Origin of the sequence: Fictibacillus sp. UD (assembly GCF_043558025.1) — a bacterium.
GTDB lineage: Bacteria > Bacillota > Bacilli > Bacillales > Fictibacillaceae > Fictibacillus.
On the sequence record NZ_JARUHH010000015.1, the window covers coordinates 36,165 to 58,714 of the forward strand.

The window sequence follows — 22,550 nt, forward strand, 5'->3', positions numbered from 1 at the left end:
ACCTGCCCCGCTCGTCCCCCAGGAGTCTCGCACCTTGCACTACAATCAACTTGCAAATGATGAGATAGCAACAATTTTTTAGAAAAGAGCTTTTTCAAAGAAAGAGGTGATTTACATGTTGATTGCAAAAGGAGAAACTTTATTTAGACAAGGTGAAGAGGGACCTTTATTTAAGCTTGAAAAGGGATTGTTAAAGATTGTTCGCGTTCATGAAGATGGCAGCCAGGTTTTGTTGAACTTAATCGTTCCAGGAGAAATCATTCCGCACCATTCTCTAACAAGTCAAAAAGAGTATAACGGCACGGCCATTGCGTTATTACCTTCCGAGATTGCAGTGATTAATCCTAAACAATGGTATCAGTCGTTAGAGGAAGATCCTTTTAAATACAAAGAAGTTGCTCTTTTGTTAGAAACGAAATTAAGGATGATGCAGCAGCGAATCAATCAAATGTCCACGTTGACTCCAGAAGGAAAAGTGCTAAAACTTAAAAGTTGGTTCAGCCATTATTTTCCCGAAGTTCAGATCGAAAAAATACTGACTCAAGAGGAAATCGGACAGTTTGTCGGTTTGAGAAGAGAGACTGTCAACCGGGCTTTAAAAAAGCTGAAATGAAATGTCAAAGAATTTACATACATATGAACGTAAGATTTTTGCTCCTTTAACAAAAGATACATGTATAAAACTAAAGGAGTGAAAGGCATGAAAAAATTTATCCCGTTGGCCCTAGCATTTTCTGTTTTAACGAGTGGTGTTGTTACGGTTTCTGCTGCAAACCAAGAAAAGGTACAAGTCGAAGCTCAGCATAAAGGTCACCATTTTAGACATATGAAAAATTTTGAAGAGCAGGTTCATAAAGCAAATGCTCTAAAAATTGAGCGATTAGAGATTCAGAAGGAAATTCTTCAGAAGAAAGATAAACTTTTTACACAGCATATAAAAGCTGAAGAAAAGGGAACGCAAGAGAAAAGAACAGGCAACAAAGTAAATTGGCAGGACATGAAAAAAATTCATCAAGACTTAAGAGCATTACAAAAGCAAGCGCACGAAACGAAAAAAGCCATGCATGAAGCGATGAAAGCAGATAACGAAAAGCTTGCTTTAGAGAAGATGAATCAATGGCTAAACGTCAATGAAAAAATCAACAGCAAGCTGAGTGAAAAATCAGCAAAGCTGGATGAGGTATTAGCAAAATATAATTAAGGTAAAAGCATTGAAGCTTTGGACTTCAATGCTTTTTTGTAGTTAGATTGGAGTATGCTGAGATTGATTTTTGGAGGGATTGGATGATGAAGGAGATCGATAAAATGCTATCAGGGGATATTTATAACACACGAGATCCTGAACTGATGGAATTAGCATTCAGAGCCAAAAAGCTTATAGAAACATTTAACAATACGAGTGTTGATGAAACAGAAGAGAAAGAGCGGATATTAAAGAAATTAATCGGAAACATGGGAGAAGGAGTATGGATAGAAAAGCCCTTTTTTTGCGACTTTGGAAAGAATATTTCCATAGGGCGAAATACATTCATTAATTATAATTGTGTTTTCTTAGACAATAACAAAATTACGATAGGCGAAAATGTACTTATCGCTCCTAATGTCCAGATTTATACCGCTAGTCATCCTATAAAAGTGTCAGAAAGAATCAATACGAATCCTCAACAGAATGAAGCGCCTTACCGGACGTATACAAAGCCTGTTAAAATTGGAAACAATGTTTGGATAGGGGGCAATTCTGTAATCTTGCCAGGTGTTTCTATCGGTAATCATACAGTGATTGGCGCGGGAAGCGTTGTTACAAAATCGATTCCTGATAATTGTGTCGCTGCAGGAAATCCCTGCAAAGTGATTAAGCGTGATATCAATTAGAAAAATAAAAGTGTTGAAGCAACAATATGATATACCTCAACACTTTTTTAGGATTTATTTAGCATTATGCAATGGTAGGTAATCGGGATAAATCAATACTGTAAAAAATATAAAAAAACCAGGCATGATTAAACGCCTGGTTTTTGAGTTTCTTCTGGATGTTTGAAGCCTCTTGCAATATAGATAAATGGTGTAGAAGCAGCCGACACAACAAATTTAATCACATATGTCGTGAAGAAGATTTGCATCCAAACGTCCCATGAAAACACGCCAGCAAAAGCAATTGTACAAAAGATGAGCGTATCGATCAGCTGACTTACCATCGTACTTCCGTTATTACGAATCCAAAGCTGATCAGGTCGTGAAAACTTTTCCTTCAACTTTGCAAACAGTTTTACGTCAAGATATTGACTGATTAGGTATGCAGCTAGACTGCCGATTACTAGTCGAGGCATAAAACCAAAGATTGCTTCAAGATGCGGCTGGAAGATATCACTTTCATGGGGTTGAAATACGAGCACCATCTGCATGATGATTGTCGTCATGATAAGTGTGAAGAACCCAAACCATACCGCTTTTTTCGCTTCTTTTTCTCCGTACTTTTCGTTGATTAAGTCTGTCGCTAAATAGATGGTGCCGTATATGACGTTACCAAGAGTCATAACGAGACCAAACATCTCAATCGTTTTAACGACTTGTAAGTTCGCTAGAATCGAAGCTGCAGCGATCCAAGCAAATAAACCGGCTTTTCCAAACCACTTATAGCACGTAAGAAACAATATAAAATTAACAAGTGCAAAAGCTACACCAAAATAAAAATTAAACATAAAAATTCCTCCTAGTTTTGATAACGCGGGAGTTTTCGAACCGCGAAACACTTTTAACACAACAGTTCCCAATTATAAGTCAGTTTTTGTAATTAATCAATAATCCTTATAAATATATGATCTCTGTATAGTTTACTTTCTCATTCTTTGTGAAATACATAGTGTAGATTAATTTTTAAAAGATGTTTGCTATCAAAGCTCACTCTTATTTTCTTCTATGACAGTTGATTGGAGTGGAAGGTGCGAGACTCCTGCGGGACAGGCGGGCAGGTGAGACACTTAAAGTGAAACGTTACGAATGTGGCTCACCGTCTGCCCCGCGGAAAGCGAGCACCTGAAACGGAAATCAACCACTTCCAAAAGCAACAAAGTTTGCGAAAACAGCCTTAATTAAAGAAAAAACGGAAATACTGCTTGTATAAGATACAGCACACTAAGGAGCAGGTGAATGATTACTTTTGATAATGTTTCTAAAGAATATCCAGATGGAACGGCTGCCGTTCGTGATTTGAACCTTACGATACAACCAGGGGAATTTTTTGTAGTTATTGGTCCGAGCGGATGCGGGAAAACGACGATGCTTAAGATGATCAATCGGCTTATTAGTCTAACTAAAGGCACGATTACAATCGATAATAAGAGAATCAGTGATTACAATATTGATGAGCTGCGCTGGAACATTGGATATGTTCTTCAGCAGATCGCTCTATTTCCTCATATGACGATCTTAGAAAACATTAGTATCGTTCCTGAGTTAAAAGGATGGGACAAAGAGAGAATTCGTAAAAGAGTGGACGAGCTTCTAGAAATGGTCGGCTTAGATCCTAAAACATATCGAAATCGGAAACCTAAAGAACTTTCCGGCGGACAGCAGCAGCGAGTGGGTGTCGTGCGTGCATTAGCGGCGGATCCTAACATTATTCTCATGGATGAGCCGTTTAGTGCACTCGATCCAATAAACAGAGAAAAGCTTCAGGAAGATCTTTTTAACTTACAAAGAAATATTAAAAAGACCATTGTTTTCGTGACTCATGATATGAAAGAAGCTATGAAGCTTGGAGATCGGCTCTGTGTGATGAATGAAGGCTCTATCGTACAAGTCGGTACACCGGAAGAGCTGCTCGAAAACCCTGTCGATGATTTTGTAAGAAATTTTGTAGGGACAGATCTTGTGAGTTCTGTTGAAAAAATGGATTTGACAAAGCTCGTAAGACCATTGAACGCTGAAGAAATTGGTTTAGATTATCAATTACATTGCATCTCAGTAAAAACGAGTATTAAAGATGCGCTCGATATCTTAACACGTGAAGAAGAAGTGACTGTTGAAGATCATGGTGCGATCATAGGAACACTTAACAGACAGGCTGTTATTCAATATCTTGCAGAACATTTGCAGGAAAGGGGTAGCAGAGATGAATAGTTTTATGCAAGTCTTTCAAGATCGAAAAGGGGAACTCGCAAGTGCGCTAGTAGAGCATATACAAATTTCGTTTATCGCTCTTCTATTTGCCGTTGTTATTTCGATACCTCTTGGAATCTATTTAACGAAAAAACCAAAAGTAGCTGAACCGATCATTGGAGTCACTGCAGTGCTGCAGACAATACCTTCACTTGCTCTTCTAGGGCTCTTGATACCACTGTTCGGGATTGGTAAGGTTCCTGCGATTATTGCACTTGTCGTTTACGCATTACTGCCTATTTTAAGAAATACCTATACAGGGATCAAAGAAGTTGATGCCTCATTAATTGAAGCGGCGCGAGCGATGGGAATGAACAGCAGGAAGAGGCTGATGAAGGTCGAGCTTCCTTTAGCTATGCCTGTTATTATGGCAGGAATTCGAACGTCGATGGTCCTGATTATTGGTACAGCAACGCTTGCTGCATTAATCGGAGCAGGTGGATTAGGCGATATCATCTTGCTTGGTATTGACCGTAATAACACGATGCTAATCGTGCTTGGAGCAGTTCCAGCCGCCTTGCTAGCTATTTTATTTGATTTTCTGCTAAGAAGATTTGAGCTTCTATCTTTTAAGCGAGCACTAACAACGGTAGGCGTATTTATGGCAGCGGCTATACTGATTATTATCGTTCCTTTTGCTATGAAAGGCGGACAAGAAGATATCGTTATAGGCGGTAAGCTAGGATCTGAGCCGGAGATCCTGATCAATATGTATAAGCTCTTAATTGAGGAAGAAACGGATTTAAATGTTGAACTAAAGCCTGGGCTTGGTAAAACTTCCTTTGTGTTTAATGCTTTAAAATCAGGAAGTATTGATATCTATCCAGAATTCACAGGCACTGCAATCGCCGAATTTTTAAAAGAAAACGCAACAAGTACAGATAGCGAAAAAGTATATGAACAAGCTCGAAAAGGAATGGAAGCCAAGTTTGATATGCAGCTTCTAAGTCCAATGAAATATAACAATACGTATGCGCTTGCCGTTCCACAGCAAGCAGCAAAGGAATACAACTTGAAAACCATTTCCGACTTAAAAAGCGTTAGTCAAAGTATGAATGCAGGATTCACACTAGAATTTTCCGATCGGGAAGATGGCTACAAAGGAATCCAAAAGCTATATGATATTCAGTTTGCAAATGTCAGGACGATGGAACCAAAACTAAGGTATAACGCGGTGAAAAAGGGAGAAATCGATGTGGTGGATGCATACTCTACAGACAGCGAGCTGCGCCAATATAACCTAGTCGTTTTAGAGGATGATAAAAAGCTTTTCCCGCCATATCAAGGTGCACCAATGCTACGTAAAGAAACGGTAGAGAAGCACCCAGAGTTAAAGGAAGTCTTAAATAAACTCGCTGGGAAAATTACAGACGATGAAATGCGCGAGATGAATTACAAGGTGAACGTTGAAGGTATATCACCTGTGGAAGTGGCTAAAGATTTCTTAGAGAAGGAAGGGCTGCTTTAATTAAAGCTCATGTGGAAAGAAATTACGCTCGAAAGGAAATAACTCCTTTCCTGAGCAACAAAGCAGCGTAGCCAGCCTAAATTTCGACAAAAAATTTCCCGGAAAATAAACCATCCAAAGCAGTTGTTAACTGCATGGATGGTTTTTGTTTAGAAATCTACTTTAAACGTAAGTGGATCTGCTATCTTCTTTTTCTTATCATTGATGACTTCACTGGATGTGATTGTTAAGTTTTTCAGTTTTTCTGGATCGGTTTCATCCAGGATAAAGCCGAGACTTCCGACTTTCTCTTCGCCAGGCTTTATCTCGCCGTTCAGTTTTTCTAAATAGAAGTCATCCTCCCATGTTACTGTTTCACCTTGGTCTGTTTTGATCTCTGATACAGGATTAAAATGAGCGTTTTCTTTCCCGTTATTTTTAATTCTTACGTTGACTCGAACATACGGGAACTTGTCCTTTTCCGTATAGCCATGAAAGAAATCAATCAGATCAACGGAAGGTGCATAATCAAGTACTTTTACTTCAGCGATCGTTAGAGAGATCAAATCTGATTTTTGTTCTTCATATGGCTTTGCGTACTTTTTTAGTGTGACGGTTCCATCTTGGTCTTCAACCGTTTTGTTGATTTCTGTAAGCTCTGTATCGTCAGAAGCCTGTGAACTGTCGTTAAATGAGAGTTCGTCCTCATTCTTTGAAGGTGTTTCTTGTTTTGGTTCATTCTGCTGTGTTTCATTTTTATTTTCTTGTTTTTCTGTATCAGTTGAACAGCCCGTAAAAATGACAGCTGTTAATCCAAGCAATATCCAGCGTTTGAAAGCCATAAAGGTACCTCCTAAAAGATAAGCACCCCGCTAAAAAATCGGGATGCTTTTTTGTTAGATTATCCTATTGTGATGAAGATTATTTCTTTGCGGCAGACTTGGTTTTCTCTAGAATAGCGAAGATTTCTTTTGCTGTATCCGTGTTGTCGATTTTTCCAGTGAAATTCTCCATTCCAGGTCCATAAGCATAGACGTTTACATCTTCACCAGTATGCCCATCTGTTGTCCAGCCTGTTCCTGTACGAAGGTCAAAGATTTTTTCGATGGCGTTATCGATTTCTAAAACATCACCGCTTTTTTCTTTTGCCTCTTTAACAGATTGAATTTCTTCAGGTGTTAATTCAAGGTCGATATATTTCTTTAATGTTTCTTCTACAGGTGCACCTTTTGCGATTTCTTTTGCGATATAGTCAGGTGTTTTCTTTGCTGCTTTAATGTCAGCAGGATCCCACTTGTATTCACCGTCACGACCCATTGTCATACCGCCTGTTGAGTGGTCAGCTGTTGTAATAACAAGTGTGTGCTTGTCCTTTTTAGCAAATTCGATAGCAGATTGGAAAGCTTGTTCAAAGTCTTCCATTTCACTCATTCCTGCAACAACATCGTTGTCATGACCTGCCCAGTCAATCTGGCTGCCTTCAACCATAAGGAAGAAACCATCATCATTTTTATTTAGACGGTCCAATGCAGAGTTTGTCATCTCTTTTAGGGATGGCTGCTCTTTTGGACGGTCAATTTTTTTGTCTAACTCTTTTGGAGCAAATAAGCCTAGAACTTGTTCGTTGTCATCTTTTAGCATGTCGTCACGGTTTGTAACATAAGAATAGCCGTCTTTTTGGAATTCCTCTGTAATGTTACGGTCTTTACGGTCGAAGTAGCTAGTACCGCCACCTAAAAGAACGTCAACCTTATGCTTGCCATTCACCATATCATCGTAATAGTCATCTGCAATTTGGTTGTAATTTTCACGAGATTCATCATGCGCACCGAACGCTGCAGGTGTAGCGTGATTGATTTGAGATGTAGCGACTAAACCAGTTGATTTTCCGTTTTCTTTCGCTTGCTCCAAAACTGTTTTTACATCTTGTTTTTCCATATCAACTGCAATTGCGCCGTTGTACGTTTTGATCCCTGCAGACATTGAAGTGGCTGCTGCGGCAGAATCTGTTACGCTCTCTTTTTTATCGTGAGAATAAGTGGACTGCATCCCTACTAAATACTTGTCGAACGCAGTGTCCTCCATCATAGGAGTTTTTTTATCATCTTTATATGCACGGTAAGCAGACGTGTAAGTTGGCCCCATGCCATCACCGATCAAGAAGATTACATTTCGAATTTCATTTTTATTCTTATCATCAGCTGATGCCTGATTTATAGCTAAACTGCTTATAGCAAGTGTTGATGCCATTGCAACGGATAGAACTTTTTTTGAAATAGCCATAATAGCCTCCTGTTGTTTTCGTAGTTGTCTTACAGGAAGAAATTATACTCGCATAACATTTCAGTTGGGTTATGAGAATGTAAAGGTTATGTAAATAAAAGGGAGAGTTGTTTAGTCCAGCTGTTTGAAGAGGGCTTTTGAGATGAGTCTGTGTGCTGATCATTTGTTGCGAAAATCGAATAAAAATTTTTATGTGCGGATATATTTCATTTATACGCGGAATTATGATGAATTACCGCGGATATAAATCGGGTTTACCTTGGATATTGATGGCGATGTCTATCGGGTAAGCACATTCGCTGTTTATGTATGAAGGGAAAACACAAAAAAGAGGCTGTAACTCAGAACTTCGATTCAGCCTCTTCTATTTGTATCAATTATACGGTTTGAACCACTTTTTCAAGAGCTACTTCTGGTGAAACGTAGTCGTAGCCAAGATCCGTCGCAACAGCTTCGTATGTTACATATCCGGCAGCTGTGTTAAGACCCGCTTTAAGAGATGCGTTTTGAGCGATTGCGGCTTGTGCACCTTTGTTAGCGATTTGAAGTGCATAAGGAACGGTTACGTTTGTTAGTGCGATCGTAGAAGTACGAGGCACTGCACCAGGCATGTTTGCTACTGCATAATGAACAACACCGTGCTTGTCGTATGTCGGGTTGTCATGTGTTGTGATGCGGTCAACCGTTTCAAAGATACCACCTTGGTCGATCGCAACGTCAACAACAACAGATCCTGGAGTCATCGATTTGATCATTTCTTCTGTTACCAATTTAGGTGCTTTTGCTCCTGGAATGAGTACAGCACCGATTACAAGGTCAGATTCAGCAACAGCTTGTGCGATGTTTAATGGATTAGACATCAGCGTTTGGATGCTGTTTCCGAAGATATCGTCCAATTGACGAAGACGGTCTGGGCTAAGGTCGATGATTGTAACGTCAGCACCAAGGCCGATTGCAACTTTAGCTGCGTTCGTACCAACAACACCGCCACCGATGATTGTCACTTTACCGCGGCGAACACCTGGTACGCCTGCAAGAAGGATCCCTTTTCCGCCTTTAGGCTTCTCAAGGAACTGTGCACCGATTTGTGCGGACATGCGTCCTGCAACTTCACTCATTGGTGTTAATAGAGGAAGCGTACGGTTAAATTCAACTGTTTCGTAAGCGATCGCTGTTACACCGCTCTCCGTTAGTGCTTTTGCCAATGCTGGCTCAGCCGCCAAGTGAAGGTATGTAAACAGAATAAGATCTGAACGGAAGTACTTGTATTCAGAAGCTAGCGGTTCTTTAACCTTCATAACCATTTCTGCAGACCATGCGTCTTTTGCTTCAGCAACAATCTCTGCGCCTGCTGCTGCATAATCTTCGTTTGTAAATCCGCTGCCAACACCTGCATTGTTCTCTACAAGAACGCTGTGGCCTGCAGCTGTTAATGTAATAACACCTGATGGCGTAATTGCTACGCGGTTTTCATTATTTTTAATTTCTGCTGGAATTCCAATAATCATTTGTGAATCCTCCTATATATATAAATTCGTTGAGTGCGTTTTCAATTGTGATTTCAGTATAGTTCGGAGGTAAAAGCTTTGCATTGTTAGGAAATTAGAAAATGAAAAAAAGCATTTGTGAATATTCACAAACGCTCCTGTTTAAAAAGTCTGTTCATTTTAAAATCAAGGTAGATCATAATCTTTTGATGAGGACTTTTCATGTCTATATTTGTAATCTCACTAATACGCTTTAAACGGTAAAGCAGCGTGTTCATATGGATATGAAGGACTTCTGATGCTTTATTTAGATTTTCATCCATTGTTAAATATGTCTCTAGTGTATGACAGAGTTCTGTTTTATGCAGGCGGTCATACTCCTGAAGAGATTGAATCATCTCGTTATAATAGCTCTGTCTTTGTTGTTTATCATAAATTGCATCTAAGAACTGGTAGATGCCGAGTTCATGGTAGCCGTTTAAGTTTAGTGTTTCACCGCCTAGCTTTTCCTGGACAGCTAGTACACTGGATGCTTCTTTATAGCTTTTTTCTACTTGTGAGAAGGAAGAGACAAGACTGCCGTATGCCGCTTTTATTTCTGAAACTGAAAATCGTTCTTTCATATGAGTAAAAAAGGACTCAACAAATGATTTTGCCAAATCTAACGGTGGTTCCTTGCCTGCGAATGAGGCGAGAAGAAGCATTTGATTGGCGTCAGCGGCAGACAATAGGACATTGATCTTTTGGTTAACTGCGGCTAAGTAAAGGATGTCTTTTTCAAGAGCAGGTGTAACTTCATCTTCTAGCTGCAAAATAAAAACGGTCGCAGGAAGTACAGGCAGAATGTTGAGTTCATGCAGCTTTTCCAGGATACGCTCTTCTTGAGGAAGGTTTCCCGTAAGCATCTTCCAAAAAAGCTCTTGCCGGTTTTCTTCTTTCTTTTTTGTACCGATCTGCATTTGAAGAAGCTGACTTTTTGCTGAAGCGGCCGCTAGCTTTAATAGCTGCATATCATCTTGTGTTAATTGCTTTTCAACTTCTAGTACCCAAATATAGCCGAGAACTTCCTTGTTTTTTCGAATGGAAACGGCCACGCGGTCACCGAGTCCGACCTTTTGAATAGAACTAACCCGAACAGGGTCATCACTTTCTTGCAGTCTTGGAATCACGCCATCTTTCCAAAGGCTGTTCACCACTTTTTCAGGTACGCGGCGCCCAATAATGGTTGCGATGCGCGCTGGATCTGTGCCGTCTTCATGTGTACTGTAAGCGAGGAGACGATGGTTCTGATCTTCAATTGTTACAGGGCATGACAAAATATCGCTAATTTTGTCCGCTAAATTTTCAAGGCTGCCGAATGTTCCTTTAAAAGGATCAGATTGATAGTTCTTCATTACTTTGTCTCCCGCCATTAGTTACTCTGCTTATATTCTACCGAAAAAGGGAAGGTGATTACAGGAGAAAAACGAATCTTTGTAGAAAGGTAATAAGGTTAAGGATTTAAATTGGATAGGGGGCTTTATTATGAAGTTTAGTGAATTTACATATGAACGACCAGATGTTGCGAAGCTAAAAATGGAGTTTGAGGAAGCAGTCCAGGTTTTTAAAGATGCTTCGTCAGCTGAGAAACAAAATGAGGCGATGAAAAAGGTTGTAGCATTGCGCAATAGCTTTGAATCAAAAGCAAGGCTCGCAAAGATTCGACACACGATTAATACAGAAGATGCGTTTTATAAAGAAGAACAAGCATTTATGGATGAAAACCTTCCTGTCTATCAAGGTATGGTAACGTCTTTTCATGAAGCGCTTGTTCAATCTCCTTTTAAAGATGAATTAGAAAAGAAGTGGGGCAGCCAGCTGTTCCGTTTAGCGGAATTAAAAGTGAAGACGTATTCAGATGATGTATTAGAAGATCTGAAGCAAGAAAATAAATTAAGCTCGGAATATGTAAAGGTGATGGCGTCAGCTAAGATTGAGTTTGACGGAAAAGAGCTAAACCTTGCGCAGCTTTCTCCATATGCACAATCGGCAGATCGCGAAACGAGAAAAGCGGCAAGCAGGGCAGGGAATGCTTTCTTAAGTTCAAATCAAGAGAAGTTCGATTCGATCTATGACGACCTTGTAAAACTTCGTACAGGGATTGCAAAAAAGTTAGGCTACAATAATTTCACTGAACTTGCTTATGACCGAATGGGCAGAACGGATTATAATGCGGCAGATGTAAAAGTGTTTCGCGATCAAGTCAAAGAGATCATCGTTCCGCTTTGTACAAAATTGAAGAAAAGCCAGCAAAAGCGAATCGGTTTAGATGAGTTCAAGTTTTACGATGAGCCGTTCAGCTTTACAACTGGAAATCCTAAGCCACAAGGTGATGCAGGCTGGATTGTTGATCAGGCGAAACAAGTATTCAGCGGTCTTTCACAAGAAACAGGCGCGTTCTTTAATTACATGGCCGAGGACGAGCTCATGGATTTGGAAAGCAAAAAAGGAAAAGCACCAGGCGGTTATTGTACGTATCTTCAAGACTACACAGCTCCGTTTATCTTTACGAACTTTAACGGATCGGATAACGATGTGCGCGTATTGCTGCATGAGATCGGCCATGCGTTCCAGATGTATACGAGCCGCGGGTTTGAAGTTCCTGAATATCAGTTCCCAACACTTGAGGCATGTGAGATCCACTCGATGAGCATGGAGTTTTTGACGTATCCGTGGATGGAAAAGCTGTTCGGACCAGACACTGAGAAATACTTATATTCCCACTTAACGGGTGCGGTTGAGTTTATTCCTTATGGTGTTGCAGTCGATGAGTTTCAGCATTTTGTATATGACAACCCGGATGCTTCACCTTCTGAACGGCGTACGAAGTGGAGAGAGCTTGAGAAGGTGTACTTGCCACATCGCGATTATGATGGATTAGAGTATCTAGAGAACGGTGGTTTCTGGCATAGACAAGGCCACATTTTCCGTTCTCCGTTCTATTATATCGATTACACGCTCGCTCAAATTTGTGCCCTTCAGTTCTGGAAGCGGTCTGTCGAAAACCGTGAGAGCGCATGGGAAGATTATTTTGCGCTTTGCCAAAAAGGAGGAAGTCTGCCTTTTACAAAGCTGGTTGAAGAAGCGGGGCTGATTTCGCCTTTTGAAAAAGGCTGTGTAGCGTCCGTTGTCGGTGAAGTAGAGAAGTTCCTTGCGACAGTTGATGAAGATCAGTTTGCGAAGGCTTGAGTATAGAATTCATATTGGATGAGGAGAAAACCGGCCGTGTGCCGGTTTTTTCTTATTAGAGTGGGATGTGAGCTTGGTTGTGGCCGGAGCAGAGGTATATTGTGTGCAAATATTGTCGATAAATGACATCTCGTGGATAAACTCTAAAAACTTTTGGATTCATGCCCAAAACTCGTGGATTAACAGCCAGATTTTGTGGATTGCAGCTTGAAATTTGTGGATTGAAATCGGAACTAACGCTGTATTACCCCTTGGGGTACTGATTCCGGCTATAAAGCAGACGTTTTATTGACCAAACTTTGAAGAATTATTGACACTTGTAAAGGGAATGCTGTTTTCAGCTGCACATAAGTTTGTGAATAGGGTCTTGAGTGGTAAAATGATAAAGAAATCGTAGAAGTTTTTAAGACTTTTAGTTGAAAAGGAGTAATACAAAAATGGCTGAAACGAAACAGCGTAACTATACACCGCTAATTATCGGACTATCCATTGCGATCAACGTGCTTGTGGCCGTATTGTTCTTCTTGCCTGAATATGAGGGAGAAATTGCTTTTGATGTAACCTTGCTGCCGCGATTGAACGCGATCTTTAACAGCTTTACATTCGTATTTTTACTTGCTGCTCTTTATTTTGTAAAACAAAAAAACATAACCCTTCATAAACGCTTTATTTTTGCTGCATTTACGAGTACAACATTCTTTTTGCTGTCATATGTGACGTATCATTACTTAACAGAGTCAACGTCTTATGGCGGCGAGGGACCGCTTAAGTACATCTACTTCTTTATTTTGATTACACATATCCTGCTTGCGATTGTGATTGTGCCGCTCGCGTTAATAACTGTTACACGAGGACTCAATATGCAAGTGGACAAGCATCGCAAAATTGCACGCTGGACGATGCCGTTATGGTTGTATGTAAGCTTAACAGGCGTGCTTGTATATTTGATGATTGCGCCATATTATTCATAACAAACAGGGGACTTTTGCTGAGAGAAAACAGCAAAAGTCTTTTCTGTATGGAGAGGAAACAAAAAAATGAGTTTATTTTGGATCATACCGGTTGTTCTGTGCGGATTTGGCATCGCTTTAATCGTTTATGGCATCCGCTATAACAAAGAAGATTATGAACATACGAAGCGTTTTGGTACGAGCTATAGTGGCGGTGGTGTTTCAGATACGTTCTTTGGAGCATTAGTCGAGTTCATTTTCGTTGTTGTTATCGATAGGTTCGTCCGATTTTTTCCTAAATGGCTCATCAAAGTTTTCTTATTCGTTATTGGCATAAGCTTTATTGCGCTTGGTGTATATATTTTTTCAGACATGCCGCCGACAACTTAGTATGCGATGCCAACACGTGACTTAAAGAATTTTGGCTTCTTTATAAGAGAGTACGTAAAATGAGCGGTATCACCTGTACTGATTTGGCTGCAGTCTGGAGGCAAAAAGTCTTTTTCCACTCGGTATGTTCCAGTTGCTTCACCATCAGGGAGATATGTTGGACAGACAATCGTCCAGTGGAGTCCGGATTCTTGTAACAGACGAAACGCCTTGTGATGGTCTTCAGCCGCTCGTGTTAGTTTGCGTTTTGATTCAGAAGACTGATATCGAAGCAAGTGAGGTTCTGTTCGGCTTTGCAAAATGCCGGCTGTTCCGATCGTGATGATATGGTTAATTCCTTGCTTTTTCATAGCTTCAATAATGAGAGGCATGCTTTCTGACAGCACGCTTTCTCCATCAGTTGATAGGGTGCTGATTACGATGTCACAGCCATTCATTGCTTTTTCGATATGCTCCTGAATTAAAGCATTTCCTTCTACGACGTGAATTTTTTCTAACAAATTGTCAGGCAGTTTAGCAGGATTCCGCACTAATGCATGGATTTCCAACTGATCTGCAGCTGCCAGCTCCGCCACTTTACTTCCGACTCTCCCTGTGGCTCCTAAGATACATAATTTCATCGCTTTTCCTCCGTTCGGTTTCTTTTGTTTATCATAACATTTCTTTATAAAAGCTGTTTTAGCAGACTTTGAAGATCGAGAAAGTGGTTGATTTCCTTTCCAGGTGCTCGCTTTCCGCGGGGCGACCAGTAAGCCCCTTGCCGCTTTGCGAGCGGAAATCAACCACTACCAATAGCTACAAAGCATAAGAAAACAGCAAATAAAAAAACACCCTTGCCAACAAAGCTGACAAGGGCATTTCTATAAGTTAACGAATGGTGATGATATCTGTAAATCTATAATCTTCCTTTGCTCCTCTGTAAGAGAAGGCAACGACACGGTACTCTCCAGGTGCTGCGTTTTGTCCTGAAATCTTACCGTCCCAGTCAAAGTAGTTGTACTCTTTAGGAAGATTCTCGTAAGTACCGATTACACCAAATGATTTTTTAAACTCGGCGTCATATAGGACAAGCTCTACTTTTTCTGCAGAAGCAGGCAAGTAAGCAGCGAACGAGAAGTTGTTGTTTCCTAAGTCAGTCGCGCTAAAATGCGTGATTGACGGGAAGTCAGGCTCTTGAACGAATAAAATGGTTGGAACCTCTACAAGCTTGCTTCCGTCACTGATGCGGATCGTACCTTCATGATAGCCAGGAGCTAGTTTTGATGCATCTACTTGAACATTGAATCTAACGTCTTTAGCGCTTTTTCCGTTAATTTTTACGTTTTTGCTTGTGGTTACTTTTACGCCTTCTAAATCAACGTCAAACGTGTATTGTTTCGCTGTTGGGCTTAAGTTTTTAATTGTAAAATGTTCACCACGTACTTCCTTGCCTTTTGTTTTCGAGAATACACCAAAAGAATGGCTGCCAGGTGTTACAAGTGTTTCTGTTTCAATGGCTTCAACCACACGGATGCTTCCCGCTCCTTGCGTATTATGCGGGTAGAGCTCTCCTTTTGCGTTATAGAGGTCTTCGGCTGTATTCATGAGCGCAGCTTTCACATCGTCAACACCCCAGTCTGGATGTGCTTCGAGTAAGAGGGCTGCCGCACCTGCCACGTGAGGGGACGCCATGCTTGTCCCTTGCTTTGCTCCGTAACCATGCGGATTCGCTGGATCATGAGTCGGAACTGTACTTACGATGTTTACCCCAGGTGCTGATACATCAGGCTTAATCATCCATGTATCCATAACAGGTCCGCGAGATGAGAAGTCTGCCATTAATTCGCCGACAGCACCAGCAGATTGAATACCAAAGCGTACGGTTACGTCATCTGACTTTGCAAGAAGCGCTTGTCCGTCAGCTTGACTTAACATAATTGTCGGAACAGCCATGCCAGGAATCAGAGGCATGCTTCCTGCAGCATTATTATATAGAACCGCACCAACTGCACCTGCTTTTTTAGCTTCTGTCGCTTTATCTACAAATGGAATTCCTGCACCGCGGCTGATCAGTGCGATTTTACCTTCTAAATCTTTTCCTGCAAAATCAGCGGGAGCTCCAAATCCTACATCTATTAATTCGAAGTCTTTTCCATTTAAAGCAAGCAATGCTTCATCTGAAGGAAACCCTTGAACAGCGGACGAAGCATAAGAAGTACCATCAGATGAGGTAGTTGTAGCTGTAAAAACGTTAAACGGAAGCTGCGTAGCCCCGACAGAAATCGCTTCTCTAGATGTTCCAGGTGAACCGACTGTCCAGTTGTTTGGTCCGCTGTTTCCGTTGGAGGTTACTGCTACAACGCCGTCAGACATGGCTTGATCAAGTGCGATGCTTGTAGCCCAGTCCGGATTGTTTAACGAGTTTCCGAGTGATAGATTCATAACGTCAGCGCCGTCTTCAACCGCTTTTTCGACTCCGGCAATAACGTTTTCAGTCGTCCCGCTTCCTCCAGGCCCTAACACTCGATACGCTAAAAGCGTTGCATCAGGTGCTACACCCTTAATTCCGCCATCCGCCGCAACTGTACCCGCTACGTGCGTGCCGTGCGTTGTTTCAGCACCTCTTGGGTCGCCTTTAGGTGTTTCTTGAGGATCGTTGTCTTTGTCTACAAAGTCATATCCTTTATAGTCACCGAACGCCTGGTCTAGGTCAGGATGTGTGTAGTCGACACCAGTATCAATAACAGCGACCGTTACACCTTCACCTGTGTAGCCTGATTCCCACGCTTTGTTTGCACCAATAAAAGGAGCTGAGTTCATCATTTGAGGGGTTACTTCATCAAATGATGCGTCACTCACATCTTCTCCTGTTGTGTGGTATTCAACATCGGGGTAAACGGCTTTAATGCCTGATACCGCTAACAAGTCAGGGATTTCATTTGCTGGAATTTCTAATGAAAAACCTGAAAAGACATGGTCGTATTCGTTGTTGATTTTATATGATTTTGCGCGAGTGGAGATCTCTTTTACCACAGCGTCGCGTTTTGATTTCAGGTTTGATTTTGTTTGTTTTTGACCTTTCTTTTTTGCTTCTAGTACAGAAGGTTCTTTTAATTCAACAATTACTTTTGTAACATGGGAAGAGTTTAAATTATACTTCCCGTAAAGCGGTGCAAGTTCTGGCTGTGCATCCTTAGAAGATGGAGCAGCAGACGCACCAGAAAAAGCAGAGAAAATAAACGTACAAGCTAAAGTTAAACTAGAAGTCTTGCGCAAAAAGTGTTTCATTCAAGCGTACACCCCTTAATTTTAATGTAAAGGTAATCTTCTGCTAACATTTTGAAATACCTTGATAAAATGGTAAAAACAGATATTTGGTCCTTATACTGGAAAAGTGTTGCGTGTATTTAGTCCCTAAAAATACTTTGAGCAAAACATGAGGTTGATGATTTAGTCCCATGATAAGATAGGAATATTGTTTTAGAGGAAGTAGGTGAACAAATGGCTCAAGAAGAACGTTATGGATCGATCCAGGAAAATCGGATTATTCCGCTTTGGAGTCTAACGGTGTGGCTAGTAGTAATGAACACGACGATGTTTAACGTAGCTCTTCCAAGTGTAATTTCACAATTTGATTTAAGCCCTACCGCGGGTTCTTGGATTGTTTCAGGCTATTCGATCGTGTTTGCCTTATCGACCATTACATTCAGCAGGCTGTCTGATTTTATACCGATTGGAAGGTTGTTAATTACGGGCCTTATCATTTTGGGAATTGCTTCAATCGTCGGATATTTTTCCAACAGTTTTGAGTTCGTACTGATCAGCCGAATGGTTCAAGCGATGGGAGCAGGAGCTGTTCCAGGGCTCGGAATGGTGCTTGCAACTCGTTATATCCCGATATCACGGCGTGGGCGTGCTATGTCATTAATCTCCTCTGCCGCATCACTTGGTTTTGGTTTAGGTCCAGTGATTGGAGGCGGAATTACACAGCTGTTTGGCTGGAATTTTCTATTTGTGGTTACAGGTCTCGTACTGCTGCTTTTACCTGTGTTTAAGATCTACTTGCCTGTTGAGCAGAAAAGCGAAGGCTCGTTTGACTTTGTTGGCGCGCTTTTAACGGGTGGCGGAGTTACTTCGCTGTTGCTCTATCTCTCTTCGTTCTCATTTTACTTACTAAGCTTGAGCGTAATCTTTTTTGTCGTACTCGTTCTGTATTCAAACAAAAAAGAAGATCCGTTCATTCGTGTAAGTTTATTTAAGAACACAAGATATGTCTCAATCTTACTTGTCGGTCTTATCGCATTTATGACCCATTTTGCATTTTTGTTTGTTATGCCGGTCATGCTTTCAAACTTGTTTCAAAAAGAGCCTGCTACAATTGGTTTTGTTATTTTTCCAGGTGCGATGCTCTCAGCGTTTGCCGCTATTTATGTGGGACGCTGGATCGACAGATTTGGAAACCTTCCTGTCATGCGCGCAGGGCTTTTATCGCTGCTTTTATCCGCCATATTGTTCTCCCTTTTTGCAACAAAAGCGTTTTACATGACGGCAATCTTTTATATGTTTACAAGCATCGGATTTTCAAGCTTAACATCAAGTTTAGCGAATGAGAATTCCAGGATTTTAAGCAAAGATGAAGTGGGTTCAGGTATGGGGATGCTCCAGCTTGTTCAATTTTTTGGAGGAGCACTAGGTGTAGCAGTTGCAGGACTGTTAATTGAAGGACAAAAAGCTTTTGCGCTAGATGTGATCTACCGAAATGTGTTTATTTTTTATACGATTCTAGTGGTCGTGTCGATTGTCATCTATCAAGTGAAGATAAAAAGAAAGGTGAGCCTCGGAACATGAATCAATTCCTAGGCTCCCCTTTTTTGTTATTTTAGCATCTTAAAATCATAAGAGTAGATGGATTTGCCTCTGACGGATCGCAAAATATCGTTCAATCCTTTTATTTTAATATCTTCTATTTTCTTTGCTTTCGTTAAGGAATAACTCTCAATGTAATATTTTTCTTTCAGTTTTTCGTTATGTCTTACAACGTATAGAAGATTATCTTTAAAGAATAGTTCTTCGTTATGCCTGACACCGTCTTGTGGTGCATCTTTCACCGAAAACAAGCTTCTTACCTTTGAGGTTTCCGTATTGAAGGCATATACTTCACCTAAACCATTCGCATAATAGAGAACGCCGTTAAATAAGTGCGCAGAGTTTTTAATATTGTAAGGAATGTGTGCAATTAAATTCTTGTTGTTTCTGTACGTTGATATTGTGAATTGGTCTTGAATTAGAGTCTTTTTATTGATGCGATAAAGGACGATATCTTCACTTGTTTCGTTAACAATCTCCCTTAGAATAACATAGTAAAATTGCTCATCACTAAGAACAGGAGAAAAGCTGCTTAATAGTAAGTTCTTCGGATTTTTTAACTTTACGATATCTTGAACTTTGACGTCATCATTTGCTAAATCTACTTTTCTAAAATGGTGTTCATTCTTCTCGATATCATGTGTTAATACAACTACATCATTTTGATCATTCCCAGAACTAGAAATGTAATAGGGAATGTTTCCTCTATTGAATCCATCTTCGTTCCCATACACTACGTTAGAATCATACCCGCCGTCAGCACTTATGCCTGTGTTGAAAATAGTAAAATATAGATTTTTCTTCTCCAGGTAACCCGTTCTTTCCCCTGTATATTGCGGTTTCTCCATATTAAACTCTTTAAATGTGTTTCCTATTAAACGGATTTTGTTTTTGTCTACTAAAAGGACCTCGTTATCAGCCATGGTTAAACTGCCAAGTTCCAGACCGTTCATCTTAAAAGCATCTGCTTCACCATTGTCATTGATAAAAACAGCTAAACTTACTCCTTTATTATCTATGTCTTGGTCAGCGGTCGTTGAAAAATACATCACAGCTTGCTTATCTTTTAAAAAGTTACCTTGTTCTATGCTCTCTTTTTCGATGGAATAGGAAGCATCAATGCTTTTATCAAAAGAGAACTTGTAGACGAAACCGCCGACTAAAATGATAAGTACGCATGTAATTAATAGTTTTTTCAAAGTGATCACCTTTCAGAGAAAAAAGGCAATAAGTCGCAGTGATACGGCCTTATTGCCTTATAGTATTATATATTCCGGACTAGCTTTGTATCGGGAGCATCCCTCACATCTCTAGGATAAACCCCTAGACCGCCATCCACATCCAGATCAAGATTTCCATTTAATTTAAAAGCTGACCAAATTAACTTCGAACAGTTCTTATCTCCAATATGTGAAGTCGTTCGGTTGGTTACAAAGTTATACGAATAATCGTCGATTCCTACGCGGCTAAAAGCCCAGTTTGCTGCGTTATTACGGTTTGTTGTACTTGTCGTGACAGATTTAACCTGTGCATCTCCTTGATCAACTTTTCGTAACGTAGTGGAGATCGTGCGAACACCTGTATCAGGAACCGATTCAACAATCGTGCTGCTCGTGTAATACATGCCGACATGCCCGTGATTCATATAAGCAGTCTGTGAGGCCGTGTAATAAAAGTTGCCTTTCGTACTGGTACCGACAGAAACTGTCCCTCCGCTGCCGCCCATCGTACCAAATTCACCTTTAAGCTGTTTTTCATTTTTGCCTTTTGTTTCGTCGTTCTTAAGTTCGGTGTAAATTTGTTTGAGCAGGGCTTCTTCTGTATCACCCGTGTTCTTGGCGATGGATTGAACGGTTGAAAGCAATTCTTTTGAGGTTAAATCAGGCTGCATTTGCAGAATTTCATCTTTATAAGAAAAATTGTGAATTTGAGCAAAAGCACTTGGTACCGAAAAAGCTGCGAGACAGAATGCTAAAACACTAGATACTAGATGTTTTTTCATATTCCAAACCTCCTGCCGTAATACGGGACCCCTTTGTCGACAGGTTTAATTTACCATTTATATACAGAAGCGTAAATATGAAAACGAGGAAACAGTATGGATGACTTATGTGTGAAATGGAAGATACTTCAAAAGAACTGTCAAGGTGGTAAGAATTAAAAGATAAAACGGGCCATAAGGTGCTGTAGAAAGATAGTAAGAAGGGATGCTTTATGTGAGGAGTTAAAATGAAGGAAGTAATTTAAAATGCTGACTTTCTTGCAGTGGAAATGGAGCATTTCCCCAGGTGAAAAAAATGAAAACAGAGCGGGAAATAAATTGTTTGGGGTCAGACCCCAAACAATTTATTTGAAAAATTTTTTAAAAACTTTCAAAGTAAATGCCGATACATAAATTGAAATGCCTAAACAGGAGAACTTTTAACGAGTGAAGAGAATAAACGGAAAGGACGAGGGACGAATTCGTGGAAAGAAACAAAGAACTGATTGATTCATTATTGAAACTTCAGGAGCTATTAGACAATGAACCAGATACAGTAGACGCCATACCCGCTTTCACACAATACATCCGCTCTTTTTTACGTATTAAACCAACAGGCCGAACATTGCCCACCATTGAGATTATGACGCTCATAAAAAGAAGAAAGCCGAACTTATTCTATATACTTAAGCGACATTCCAAAGATGATATGATGGTCATGTTAACGTATCTCGATATGGATTATGAGCAAGCACAGATAAAAGTAGAACGAATTTTACAAGGAGAAGTCATCGCCTAATAAGCGGTGATTTTTTTATTTTACCTGTCTTTCGTTATAATAAGAAAAAGGAGTGAGGAGATTTGCAAATCGTTGGATTTATTGGAACAGGTGTAATGGGAAAAAGCATGGCTGGCCACTTGATGAATGCAGGTTATCCGGTCCATGTTTATACGAGAACAAAAGAAAAAGCGGAAGACCTGCTTGAAAAAGGTGCTATATGGGCGGATACGCCAAAGGAGATCGCTCAAGGTTGTGATGTGATCATTACAATGGTCGGATACCCGAAAGATGTAGAAGAAATCTATTTAGGAGCTGACGGGCTGATCGCACATGTGAAAGAAGGCTCTTACTTAATCGATATGACTACATCGAGTCCACAGCTTGCACAAAAAATTGAGCGTACCGCTGCTGAACAAAATATCTCAGCACTTGATGCACCCGTTTCAGGAGGAGATATCGGGGCAAGAGATGCTAAGCTATCCATCATGGTTGGCGGAAAAGAATCTGCGTTTAACGACATGAAACCAATCTTTTCAAAGATGGGAACAAACATTGTATACCAAGGAAAAGCGGGTGCAGGTCAGCATACTAAGATGTGCAATCAGATTGCCATTGCCTCTGGTATGATGGGCGTTTGTGAAGCGATTCTTTATGCGGAAAAAGCAGGATTAAATCCAGAGACTGTCTTGAAAAGCATTGAATCAGGTGCTGCCGGAAGCTGGAACTTAAGCAATCTTGGCCCGAGAATATTAAAAGGTGATTTTGCACCAGGTTTTTACGTGAAACATTTTATAAAAGATATGACGATTGCTTTAAACTCAGCGGAGGAAATGGGATTATTGACACCAGGACTTTCCCTCGCAAAGAAACTATACGATGAACTCGCAGAAATGGGCGAAGAAGATAGCGGCACGCACGCGCTTTACAAACGTTTAGCGAACCAAGGATAACATGCCTTGGTTCTCTTTTTTTACCCTTTACAAAACGGAATAATTACGAT

20 protein-coding genes are annotated in these 22,550 nt (G+C 40.5%); 11 read left to right on the plus strand and 9 right to left on the minus strand.

Features of this window, described 5'->3' with window-relative positions; translation table 11 throughout:
• Window positions 1-115: 115 nt before the first annotated feature.
• The 3 genes from P8610_RS17005 (at window position 116) to P8610_RS17015 (ending at window position 1,872) form a co-directional block, all read left to right on the plus strand.
• Entirely contained in the window at window positions 116-613 is a 498-nt protein-coding gene (locus P8610_RS17005) for a Crp/Fnr family transcriptional regulator (protein ID WP_394605462.1), read from the plus strand.
• Window positions 614-700: 87 nt separating this feature from the next.
• Window positions 701-1,201: a hypothetical protein gene (locus P8610_RS17010; protein WP_394605464.1), complete on the plus strand. Its 501-nt coding sequence runs from the start codon at window positions 701-703 to the stop codon at window positions 1,199-1,201.
• An 83-nt stretch (window positions 1,202-1,284) separates the two neighbouring features.
• Window positions 1,285-1,872, plus strand: coding sequence for a sugar O-acetyltransferase (locus P8610_RS17015; RefSeq protein ID WP_394605465.1), 588 nt, complete (start codon window positions 1,285-1,287; stop codon window positions 1,870-1,872).
• Window positions 1,873-2,000: 128 nt separating this feature from the next.
• Here P8610_RS17015 and P8610_RS17020 read toward each other — a convergent pair whose 3' ends face one another.
• Window positions 2,001-2,699 (minus strand): queuosine precursor transporter, encoded by a 699-nt coding sequence (locus P8610_RS17020; RefSeq protein ID WP_394605467.1) that lies wholly within the window; start codon window positions 2,697-2,699, stop codon window positions 2,001-2,003.
• A 448-nt stretch (window positions 2,700-3,147) separates the two neighbouring features.
• Here P8610_RS17020 and P8610_RS17025 point away from each other — a divergent pair, with 448 nt between their 5' ends.
• Together P8610_RS17025 and opuFB are read left to right on the plus strand one after the other, a co-directional pair.
• Window positions 3,148-4,119 carry an ABC transporter ATP-binding protein gene (locus tag P8610_RS17025; protein ID WP_394605468.1) on the plus strand — a complete coding sequence of 324 codons (972 nt, stop codon included), beginning with the start codon at window positions 3,148-3,150 and terminating at the stop codon, window positions 4,117-4,119.
• Window positions 4,112-5,626: an osmoprotectant update ABC transporter permease/substrate-binding subunit OpuFB gene (gene opuFB, locus P8610_RS17030; RefSeq protein WP_394605470.1), complete on the plus strand. Its 1,515-nt coding sequence runs from the start codon at window positions 4,112-4,114 to the stop codon at window positions 5,624-5,626. The genes P8610_RS17025 and opuFB overlap by 8 nt, the downstream gene beginning before the upstream one ends.
• Window positions 5,627-5,775: 149 nt before the next feature.
• On the opposite strand, the gene P8610_RS17035 is transcribed toward opuFB, so the two are convergent.
• The 4 genes from P8610_RS17035 to P8610_RS17050 form a co-directional block, all read right to left on the minus strand.
• On the minus strand, window positions 5,776-6,447 hold the full coding sequence (locus P8610_RS17035) for a DUF4352 domain-containing protein (RefSeq protein ID WP_394605472.1): 672 nt from the start codon (window positions 6,445-6,447) through the stop codon (window positions 5,776-5,778).
• Window positions 6,448-6,526: 79 nt separating this feature from the next.
• The gene (locus tag P8610_RS17040; protein WP_394605474.1) at window positions 6,527-7,888 is read right to left on the minus strand and encodes an alkaline phosphatase; all 1,362 of its coding nucleotides are present in this window, start codon (window positions 7,886-7,888) and stop codon (window positions 6,527-6,529) included.
• A gap of 377 nt (window positions 7,889-8,265) precedes the next feature.
• Window positions 8,266-9,396: an alanine dehydrogenase gene (ald, locus tag P8610_RS17045; protein WP_394605475.1), complete on the minus strand. Its 1,131-nt coding sequence runs from the start codon at window positions 9,394-9,396 to the stop codon at window positions 8,266-8,268.
• Between the two features lie 125 nt (window positions 9,397-9,521).
• Window positions 9,522-10,769, minus strand: coding sequence for a PucR family transcriptional regulator (locus P8610_RS17050; RefSeq protein ID WP_394605478.1), 1,248 nt, complete (start codon window positions 10,767-10,769; stop codon window positions 9,522-9,524).
• Between the two features lie 130 nt (window positions 10,770-10,899).
• Here P8610_RS17050 and P8610_RS17055 point away from each other — a divergent pair, with 130 nt between their 5' ends.
• The 3 genes from P8610_RS17055 (at window position 10,900) to P8610_RS17065 (ending at window position 13,943) form a co-directional block, all read left to right on the plus strand.
• Window positions 10,900-12,603 (plus strand): M3 family oligoendopeptidase, encoded by a 1,704-nt coding sequence (locus P8610_RS17055; RefSeq protein ID WP_394605481.1) that lies wholly within the window; start codon window positions 10,900-10,902, stop codon window positions 12,601-12,603.
• Window positions 12,604-13,040: 437 nt separating this feature from the next.
• Window positions 13,041-13,574, plus strand: coding sequence for a DUF420 domain-containing protein (locus P8610_RS17060; RefSeq protein ID WP_066244499.1), 534 nt, complete (start codon window positions 13,041-13,043; stop codon window positions 13,572-13,574).
• A gap of 66 nt (window positions 13,575-13,640) precedes the next feature.
• Window positions 13,641-13,943: a hypothetical protein gene (locus tag P8610_RS17065; protein ID WP_394605484.1), complete on the plus strand. Its 303-nt coding sequence runs from the start codon at window positions 13,641-13,643 to the stop codon at window positions 13,941-13,943.
• Here the strand turns inward: P8610_RS17065 and P8610_RS17070 are convergent.
• Together P8610_RS17070 and P8610_RS17075 are read right to left on the minus strand one after the other, a co-directional pair.
• Window positions 13,940-14,563, minus strand: coding sequence for an NAD(P)-dependent oxidoreductase (locus tag P8610_RS17070; RefSeq protein WP_394605486.1), 624 nt, complete (start codon window positions 14,561-14,563; stop codon window positions 13,940-13,942). The genes P8610_RS17065 and P8610_RS17070 overlap by 4 nt on opposite strands.
• 247 nt (window positions 14,564-14,810) lie before the next feature.
• Window positions 14,811-17,210: a S8 family serine peptidase gene (locus P8610_RS17075; protein ID WP_394605489.1), complete on the minus strand. Its 2,400-nt coding sequence runs from the start codon at window positions 17,208-17,210 to the stop codon at window positions 14,811-14,813.
• A 213-nt stretch (window positions 17,211-17,423) separates the two neighbouring features.
• Between P8610_RS17075 and P8610_RS17080 the strand changes: the two genes are divergently transcribed.
• Window positions 17,424-18,770, plus strand: a complete 1,347-nt coding sequence (locus P8610_RS17080; RefSeq protein ID WP_394605491.1) for an MFS transporter — start codon at window positions 17,424-17,426, stop codon at window positions 18,768-18,770.
• Between the two features lie 26 nt (window positions 18,771-18,796).
• Here P8610_RS17080 and P8610_RS17085 read toward each other — a convergent pair whose 3' ends face one another.
• Both P8610_RS17085 and P8610_RS17090 read right to left on the minus strand, forming a co-directional pair.
• Window positions 18,797-19,987, minus strand: a complete 1,191-nt coding sequence (locus tag P8610_RS17085) for a hypothetical protein (protein ID WP_394605494.1) — start codon at window positions 19,985-19,987, stop codon at window positions 18,797-18,799.
• A 65-nt stretch (window positions 19,988-20,052) separates the two neighbouring features.
• Window positions 20,053-20,790 carry a hypothetical protein gene (locus P8610_RS17090; RefSeq protein ID WP_394605495.1) on the minus strand — a complete coding sequence of 246 codons (738 nt, stop codon included), beginning with the start codon at window positions 20,788-20,790 and terminating at the stop codon, window positions 20,053-20,055.
• 463 nt (window positions 20,791-21,253) lie between these two features.
• Here P8610_RS17090 and P8610_RS17095 point away from each other — a divergent pair, with 463 nt between their 5' ends.
• Both P8610_RS17095 and P8610_RS17100 read left to right on the plus strand, forming a co-directional pair.
• Complete coding sequence (locus P8610_RS17095) at window positions 21,254-21,568, plus strand: hypothetical protein (protein WP_394605497.1); 315 nt, start codon at window positions 21,254-21,256, stop codon at window positions 21,566-21,568.
• Window positions 21,569-21,630: 62 nt separating this feature from the next.
• Window positions 21,631-22,500, plus strand: coding sequence for an NAD(P)-dependent oxidoreductase (locus P8610_RS17100; protein WP_394605500.1), 870 nt, complete (start codon window positions 21,631-21,633; stop codon window positions 22,498-22,500).
• The last annotated feature ends 50 nt before the right edge of the window (window positions 22,501-22,550 follow it).

Excerpts from the sequence above, each read along its gene's own strand:
- P8610_RS17005 (WP_394605462.1), top strand. The coding sequence starts at position 116 with ATGTTGATTGCAAAAGGAGAAACTTTATTTAGACAAGGTGAAGAGGGA.
- P8610_RS17010 (WP_394605464.1), top strand. The coding sequence starts at position 701 with ATGAAAAAATTTATCCCGTTGGCCCTAGCATTTTCTGTTTTAACGAGT.
- P8610_RS17015 (WP_394605465.1), top strand. The coding sequence starts at position 1,285 with ATGATGAAGGAGATCGATAAAATGCTATCAGGGGATATTTATAACACA.
- P8610_RS17020 (WP_394605467.1), bottom strand. The coding sequence starts at position 2,699 with ATGTTTAATTTTTATTTTGGTGTAGCTTTTGCACTTGTTAATTTTATA.
- P8610_RS17025 (WP_394605468.1), top strand. The coding sequence starts at position 3,148 with ATGATTACTTTTGATAATGTTTCTAAAGAATATCCAGATGGAACGGCT.
- opuFB (WP_394605470.1), top strand. The coding sequence starts at position 4,112 with ATGAATAGTTTTATGCAAGTCTTTCAAGATCGAAAAGGGGAACTCGCA.
- P8610_RS17035 (WP_394605472.1), bottom strand. The coding sequence starts at position 6,447 with ATGGCTTTCAAACGCTGGATATTGCTTGGATTAACAGCTGTCATTTTT.
- P8610_RS17040 (WP_394605474.1), bottom strand. The coding sequence starts at position 7,888 with ATGGCTATTTCAAAAAAAGTTCTATCCGTTGCAATGGCATCAACACTT.
- ald (WP_394605475.1), bottom strand. The coding sequence starts at position 9,396 with ATGATTATTGGAATTCCAGCAGAAATTAAAAATAATGAAAACCGCGTA.
- P8610_RS17050 (WP_394605478.1), bottom strand. The coding sequence starts at position 10,769 with ATGAAGAACTATCAATCTGATCCTTTTAAAGGAACATTCGGCAGCCTT.
- P8610_RS17055 (WP_394605481.1), top strand. The coding sequence starts at position 10,900 with ATGAAGTTTAGTGAATTTACATATGAACGACCAGATGTTGCGAAGCTA.
- P8610_RS17060 (WP_066244499.1), top strand. The coding sequence starts at position 13,041 with ATGGCTGAAACGAAACAGCGTAACTATACACCGCTAATTATCGGACTA.
- P8610_RS17065 (WP_394605484.1), top strand. The coding sequence starts at position 13,641 with ATGAGTTTATTTTGGATCATACCGGTTGTTCTGTGCGGATTTGGCATC.
- P8610_RS17070 (WP_394605486.1), bottom strand. The coding sequence starts at position 14,563 with ATGAAATTATGTATCTTAGGAGCCACAGGGAGAGTCGGAAGTAAAGTG.
- P8610_RS17075 (WP_394605489.1), bottom strand. The coding sequence starts at position 17,210 with ATGAAACACTTTTTGCGCAAGACTTCTAGTTTAACTTTAGCTTGTACG.
- P8610_RS17080 (WP_394605491.1), top strand. The coding sequence starts at position 17,424 with ATGGCTCAAGAAGAACGTTATGGATCGATCCAGGAAAATCGGATTATT.
- P8610_RS17090 (WP_394605495.1), bottom strand. The coding sequence starts at position 20,790 with ATGAAAAAACATCTAGTATCTAGTGTTTTAGCATTCTGTCTCGCAGCT.